Genomic DNA, 6,691 nt, shown 5'->3' on the forward strand with positions numbered 1-6,691 from the left:
GGAACTGGTCAGGTCAGCTTTTCAAGCTTCAGCGTGACCCCGTCTTTGTTGTCACCTGGACTGTCGCTGATCAGGAAGAGAGACGCAGCCATCCGGTTTTGAGGGTGAATTCCCTGACGCCCATTCTTGATCGCCTCTTCGGGGGCATCGAACCCACCATTGTCCGTCCACGGCAAGGCCATCCGCGCGCGGTGTGGCGAAGGCCGAGGACCATACCACAAACCGCGTTCGCCATCGCGGGGGCGAGGCGGTGCTCCACGCGGTTCGATCGCTCTCCCCTTCAATGGCCTGAACGCGATACGTTCCGGGGCCGAAATGGCCGCCAAAGAGGCGGTCGAGGTTTTCCCTCGTCTCTGGCGCCGAGCGTGAGACGTAAAGGGGTTCCCGTGTTGAAAAGTATGCTCCGGTTCGGTTGGTGTTTGGCGGAGCGTATGCTTCTGAAGCGCCAAAAAACGCGGGGTTAGTGCCCCACATACAGATCGCCGCGATGGTTGATCGCGACGATCCCGTTGACCATGGCCGCACGCAGCAGCGACCAACCGACCAGCACGGGGTCCAGCAGCGCGAAGGCGGCGGCGAAGATCAGGGCGTCGACGCCGAATTGCCCATAGCCCGCACGCAGGCCCGTCTTTTCCTGCAGGTGGTAGGCGAGGATGCCGATCCACGCCAAGGGACGCGCCATGCCGGAAGATCGCTAGCACCCCGAGGCCAAGTGTGGCGCCTGCCAGGAAGGCGGCGACGCCAGGGTGGATATAGTCGAGGCGCAGGACGTGGGGCGCAAGCTCGGCCATCACCGACAAAAGCGTCACGCCGATCACGGTCTTGAGCACGAAGCGCCAGCCGAGGCGCATCAGCGCCAGCGCGTAGAACGGGATGTTCACCACGAAAAACACCCAACCGAAGGACCAGCCGCTGACACAGCTGACCAACACGGCAAGGCCCGCGGCCTGACCGGTGATGAGGCCCGCATGGGTCAGCAGGTGAATGCCAAGCGCGCACAATGCTGTGCCAAGGATAAGCGCCTGCGCGTCCTCGAACAGGGTATGTTGATGGCCTTCGGATCTGGGGTCAATTTGGGTCATGCTTGCTGACATAAAAGAGTGTCAGAACAAAATCAATAGCCTGAGGCGCTGTGCGAGGCGGCTATGCACGTCGTGCATGGAATTTGGCGGCGATTGCTCAAGTCTTGGGCAGGGTCGCAACCCGCGCGCCTAGATCGAGCCTGTTGCGACCATGTAATTGTTTGCTGAACACATCGCCGCATCATCGGAGGCGAGGAACAGGGCCATGCGCACGACGTAGATCGGGTCGATGGGGTCGGGCAGGCATTGGCGGTTGGTCTGGGCGGTCAGCGCCTCGTCCGTCACCCAGAGCTCTTTCTGACGGTCGGTCATGATCCAGCCCGGGACCACGGTGTTCACGCGGATGCGGTGGCGGCCCAGATCACGCGCCCTTGGTCCGGAATCGGGCCGTGGACGGCGGCTTTGGCCGTGGCATGAGGCGGGGAAGCCGCCGCCGGCCTCCACCACGGATTGGACCCCATGTTGATGATGGAGCGCTTTTCCAGCGGCGATCATGCCGGGGGCTACGGCCTGGATGGCGAAGAACATGTGGCGGAGATTGGTTTGCATCCGCTCGTCCCAATAGCCGGGCGTGACGTCCTGCCAGTCATGCCGGTCATCGCGGGCGGCGTTGTTGGCCAGGACCTCGGCCGGGCCGTTGGTGGCGGCGAGTGTGTCGAGGAGCACGCGCAGGGCGTCGATGTCGCTGCAGATCGCAGGGGGCAAGGGTTGTGCCAGTCTCCCGGCTTGGCGAGCACTTGATTGCCGCGTTCAGTGTCGACCTCGACGAAGCCCACCTTGGCGCCTTGATCTGCGAAGGCGCGAACGAGCCCTTCACCAATGCCCGACGCGCCACCGGTGATGAAGACACTGGCACCACCTGAGCGAGGGGTAGGTTGCCGCTGCCCAGTGCCCGGTTGGGTCGTGGGCTTGATCCATTGCGGCGGTGTGTGCAAGGAGTCGGACGCGGGTGCGGAAAGGTCAATGGCTGCTCAGGCGACGGGCCAGATGACCTCGCCCTGTTCGTCGTGGACCGGGCCGTCGGGCAGCGTGTCGAGCAGAGCCTCGACTTTATGGGATGGACGGCAGAGGGCGACGCCTTTCGGTGTGCAGACGATGGGGCGGTTCACGAGGATCGGGTGCGCGACCATGGCGTCGAGCAGGGCGTCATCGCTGACGGAGGGGGCGAGTCGGGCCAAGCTCTTCTGCGGTACGTTGGTCTTGTGCGTGCGCAGGAGCCTCTCGCGGGGTGAGGTCGGCGGCGGCGAAGGGACCCAGAAGCTGCGGGCGGGTCCAGCCGGTCTGGAGGTATTCGATCCCTCCGGGCTCTGCCCCGAGTGGCGCGGATAATGGCGAGGACATTGCGGGAGGTTTCACCGGAAGGCGGGATTGTGGTGGATGACGATCATGGGGCGTGGCGTAGCGGGGTTTGTAACGAGGATGTGTCAGTTGACCCGGCGCGGTGTGTCGGGATTGCGGATGTTGATGATACGCTTTGCCCAAAGGATCAACAGAGTGACGAGCAGGGGGCCAGCCAGGCCATACCCAAGGCGAAGAAGATGGGGTTTGTCTCGTCAATGTCAGAGCGAGGGGACGTAGTTGACCTCAGTCCAATCGTTGCGCGTTCCGCAATCAGGCGGGTTGCTTCGACAAGGCCCGCGATGACGAGGCCCATGAAGAACAGGCCGATCGCCGAGAGTTGAAAGCGCACCCAAAGAGGATGCGCCAACGGCGTGGGAGGCGTTTGGTCGATACCGTCATGGGCGGATCTTATGCACCGCATTACGGCCCGCCAAGTGGTGGAATACCCCAGCTTGCCCCTGGTGGCGCTGCGGTTAGCCCGCGAGCGCCTTGTTGAGGTTCTCGTCGATCTTCTCAAGGAAGCCCATCGTGGTCAGCCACTTCTGATCGGGGCCGACGAGAAGGGCGAGGTCCTTGGTCATGAAGCCCGATTCCACGGTTTCCACGATCACGCGTTCCAGCGTCTCGGCGAATTCCATGAGCTTGGCGTTGTCGTCGAGTTTGGCGCGGTGCTTGAGGCCCCCGGTCCAGGCGTAGATGGAGGCGATGGAGTTGGTAGGTGGCTTTGCCCTCCTGATGGTTGCGGTAGTGGCGGGTGACGGTGCCGTGGGCGGCCTCGGATTCGACGATCTTGCCGTCAGGGGTCGCTGAGGACCGAGGCCATCATGCCGAGCGAGCCGAAGCCTTGGGCCACGACGTCGGATGCGTCGCCATCGTAGTTTTTGCAGGCCCAGACGAAACCGCCGTTCCGCTTAGTCGCGCAGGCGACCATGTCGTCGATCAAGCGGTGTTCGTACCAGATCTTTTTCTCTTCGAACGCCTCTTTGAATTCAGCCTCGTAGACCTCAGCGAAGATTTCGAGGAAGCGACCATCGTATTGTTTTAGAATAGTGTTTTTGGTCGACAGGTAGACGGGCCAAGCCGAGGTTGAGGCCGTAGTTGAACGACGCCGGGCGAAGTCGTAGATCGACTTGTCGATGTTATACATCGACATGAAGACGCCAGGGCCGTCGGATTTGTAGACCCTCATGTTCGATCTCTTGCCCGTCTTCGCCGACGAATTTCATCGTGAGCGTGCCGGGGCCGGGGAACTTCATGTCGGTGGCTTTGTATTGGTCACCGAAGGCGTGGCGGCCCACGACAATGGGCTGGGTCCAGCCGGGGACAAAGGCGGGGGACGTTTTGCAGATGATCGGTTGGCGGAAGATCACGCCGCCCAGGATGTTGCGGATCGTGCCGTTGGGCGAACGCCACATCTTCTTGAGGCCGAATTCCTCACGCGGGCCTCATCCGGCGTGATGGTGGCGCATTTTACGGCGACGCCGATTTCCTTGGTTTTCTCGGCGGCGTCGATGGTGATCTGGTCTTCGGTTTCGTCCCGGGCCTCGATGCCGAGATCATAGTAGAGCAGGTCGATGTCGAGATAGGGCAGGATCAGCTTGTCCTTGATGAAGGCCCACATGATGCGGGTCATCTCGTCGCCGTCCATCTCGACGATGGGGTTGTCTACTTTGATTTTGGTCATTTGGGCGGTCCTGTTAGGTCGCGGTCTGGTTGTTTTTGGTTAGAGCGGAGTGGGGGCTTTTAGGCAAGGGGTGGGGCCTAGACGGGATGGCATATGGCCCACCCACCCACATCTGCTATCCAGGCAAGAGGCGGGTTTTGCGTGGGTTTTGAGGATGGATTTTGCTGAGAGGCGGTTCAGGGGCGGGTCCGCCCGCTGAACGCGCCATGTCGAGGGTGCTCCGAGTCGTGGAGCAGTCAAGGACAGGCGGCCCTTGGCCGTCGCTGGCGCGATCCTTGACAGCCCCAAGACTCCGGGGCGGGTTAGCCGATGATGCTGTTGAGCGTGGCCGATGGGCGCATGACGTTTGCGAGCTTGTCGTCTGCGTTCATGTAGTAGCCGCCTGTATCGGCTGCACTGCCTGCGCCAGCGTCGAGTTCGGCGATGATGGTCGCTTCGTTTTCAGCGAGCGCCTGTGCCATGGGGGCGAATTCGGCGGCGAGATCGGCATCGGAGCCGTTTGCCAGCGCCTCGGCCCAGTAGCGGGCAAACCAGTAATGGCTGTCGCGGTTGTCGGGCTGGCCGACCTTGCGACCGGGCGAGCGGTTGTCGTCGAGGATGCCTTGGGTGGCCTGTTCCACCGCGTCGCCGAGGACCTGTGCCTTGGCATTGCCTTTGGCGTCCGCGAGGAACTTGAACGACTCGCCCAGGGCGCAGAATTCGCCGAGGCTGTCCCAACGGAGGTGGTTCTCGGCGTGGAGCTGCTGGACGTGTTTGGGGGCGGAGCCGCCCGCGCCGGTCTCGAACAAGCCACCGCCCTGCATCAGTTTCACGATGGAGAGCATCTTGGCGGAGGTCGCAAGTTCCAGGATCGGGAAGAGGTCGGTCAGGTAGTCGCGCAGCACGTTACCGGTGATGGCGATGGTATTTTCGCCCTTGGTGATGGTCTCCAAGCTGGCGCGAGTGGCTTCGCGTGGGGCCATGATCTCGAATTTGTCAGCAACGCCAGCGGCTTCGAGGATGGGCTTCACGTAAGCGATCAGCTGCGCGTCATGGGCCCGGGTCTCGTCCAGCCAGAAGATGGAGCGGTAGCCGGTGGCCTTTTGGCGGGAAATCGCAAGCTGCACCCAGTCTTCGATGGGGGCCTTGCGGGCCGATGCGGAGCGCCAGATGTCACCCGGCTGCACGTCGTGGCTGTGCAGAACCGTGCCGTCATCGAGGATCATCTTGACGGTGCCGGCCTCCGCGATCTCGAAGGTTGTGGAGGTGGGAGCCGTATTCTTCGGCCTTTTGGGCCATCAGGCCGAGGTTCTGGACGGTGCCTGCGGTGGCGGGGTTCAGCGCGCCGTTGGCTTTGAAGAAGTTGATGCTCTCGTCGTAGACGGGCGCGTAGCTGTTGTCGGGGATGACGCAGACGGCGTCGGCTTCTTTGCCGTCGGGGCCCCAGCCTTGCCACCTGCACGTATCAGGGCGGGCATGGAGGCGTCGATGATGACGTCGGAGGGGACGTGCAGGTTGGTGATGCCCCGGTCGCTGTCGACCATGTACATCGGCGGGCGGTCGGCCATGGTGGCGTCGATGGCGGACATGATTTCGGAATGGCCGTTCACACGCTCCAGCAAATCGCCGAGGCCGGAATTGGGGTTCACTCCGTGCTTGGCCATCTCATCGCCGAACTGGTCGAAGACGGGGGCGAGGAAGGTTTTGACGGCGTGGCCGAAGATGATGGGGTCGAGACCTTCATCATGGTGGCCTTCATGTGCAGCGAGAAGAGGACACCTTCGGCCTTGGTCTTCTCGATTTCCTCGGCGAGGAAGGCATCGAGGGCGGCGGCGGACATGTACGTCGCGTCGACGACGGTGCCGGCGGGGTAGGAGAGGCCGTCTTTCAGGGTCGTAGTGCCGTTGGCGGTTTCCAGGGCGATCTTGGCGCCGGTGGCATTGGGCAGGGTCGAGGAAACCTCGTTCGAGGCAAGGAAATCACCGCCCGACATCGAAGCGACACGGGTTTTGCTGTCAGCGCTCCATTCGCCCATGCGGTGCGGGTTGTTCTGGGCGTAGGATTTCACGGCGGCGGCGGCGGCGCGGCAGTCCCAGGGTGCCTTCGCGCAGGACCGGGTTCACGGCAGAGCGCTGATGCCGTCGCCCTTGGCGCGGATGGCTTTTTCTTCGTCGGTCGAAGGGGCCTCGGGGTAGTCGGGCAGGGCGTAGCCTTTGGCCTGAAGCTCCTCAATCGCGGCGACAAGCTGCGGGACGGAAGCGGAGATGTTGGGCAGTTTGATGACGTTGGCGTCGGGCGTTTTTGCCAGCTCACCCAGGGCGGCGAGATCATCGGGGATGCGCTGATCGGGCGTCAGGTGCTCGGGGAAGGTGGCGAGGATGCGGCCCGCGAGGCTGATGTCCTTGGTGCCGACGGTGATGCCCGCGGCTGAGGCGAAACGCTGGAGATGATCGGCAGGAGCGAGGCCGAGGCCAGCTCGGGCGCTTCGTCCATGCCTTGGTGTAGATGATGTCGGGGTTCGTCATGGCGCGTGCCCTCCGGTCCGGGGGTGGGAGAATTTGAGGCGCTTCTAGCGGAGGTGGCGCGCGCAGGGAAGGGGGTATAC

General features: G+C 63.0%; 5 protein-coding genes and 5 pseudogenes. All 10 read right to left on the reverse strand.

Features of this window, described 5'->3' with window-relative positions:
* Positions 1-8: 8 nt before the first annotated feature.
* Positions 9-176 (reverse strand): hypothetical protein, encoded by a 168-nt coding sequence (locus ACZ1HK_RS00520; protein WP_472627030.1) that lies wholly within the window; start codon positions 174-176, stop codon positions 9-11.
* Between the two features lie 284 nt (positions 177-460).
* The gene (locus tag ACZ1HK_RS00525; RefSeq protein ID WP_472627031.1) at positions 461-682 is read right to left on the reverse strand and encodes a hypothetical protein; all 222 of its coding nucleotides are present in this window, start codon (positions 680-682) and stop codon (positions 461-463) included.
* Between the two features lie 43 nt (positions 683-725).
* Positions 726-1,094 (reverse strand): annotated as a pseudogene (locus tag ACZ1HK_RS00530) (DUF6198 family protein); the annotation flags it as partial.
* Between the two features lie 117 nt (positions 1,095-1,211).
* Positions 1,212-1,787 (reverse strand): SDR family NAD(P)-dependent oxidoreductase, encoded by a 576-nt coding sequence (locus tag ACZ1HK_RS00535; protein ID WP_472627027.1) that lies wholly within the window; start codon positions 1,785-1,787, stop codon positions 1,212-1,214.
* 77 nt (positions 1,788-1,864) lie between these two features.
* Positions 1,865-2,017, reverse strand: a pseudogene (locus tag ACZ1HK_RS00540) (hypothetical protein); the annotation flags it as partial.
* 36 nt (positions 2,018-2,053) lie between these two features.
* Positions 2,054-2,470 (reverse strand): annotated as a pseudogene (locus ACZ1HK_RS00545) (arsenate reductase family protein).
* 98 nt (positions 2,471-2,568) lie between these two features.
* On the reverse strand, positions 2,569-2,844 hold the full coding sequence (locus ACZ1HK_RS00550) for a hypothetical protein (RefSeq protein WP_472627028.1): 276 nt from the start codon (positions 2,842-2,844) through the stop codon (positions 2,569-2,571).
* A 52-nt stretch (positions 2,845-2,896) separates the two neighbouring features.
* Positions 2,897-4,107 (reverse strand): annotated as a pseudogene (locus ACZ1HK_RS00555) (NADP-dependent isocitrate dehydrogenase).
* Between the two features lie 302 nt (positions 4,108-4,409).
* Entirely contained in the window at positions 4,410-5,312 is a 903-nt protein-coding gene (locus tag ACZ1HK_RS00560) for an NADP-dependent isocitrate dehydrogenase (RefSeq protein WP_472627029.1), read from the reverse strand.
* Positions 5,299-6,505, reverse strand: a pseudogene (locus tag ACZ1HK_RS00565) (NADP-dependent isocitrate dehydrogenase). The gene ACZ1HK_RS00560 and the pseudogene ACZ1HK_RS00565 overlap by 14 nt, the downstream one beginning before the upstream one ends.
* Between the last annotated feature and the right edge of the window lie 186 nt (positions 6,506-6,691).

It is taken from the genome of Gymnodinialimonas sp. JB5-7, from assembly GCF_055693405.1.

What these genes read in the sequence shown, in the direction of transcription:
- ACZ1HK_RS00560 (WP_472627029.1), bottom strand. Translation starts at nt 5,312, where the DNA reads ATGATCCTCGATGACGGCACGGTTCTGCACAGCCACGACGTGCAGCCG.
- ACZ1HK_RS00550 (WP_472627028.1), bottom strand. Translation starts at nt 2,844, where the DNA reads ATGCGGTGCATAAGATCCGCCCATGACGGTATCGACCAAACGCCTCCC.
- ACZ1HK_RS00525 (WP_472627031.1), bottom strand. Translation starts at nt 682, where the DNA reads ATGGCGCGTCCCTTGGCGTGGATCGGCATCCTCGCCTACCACCTGCAG.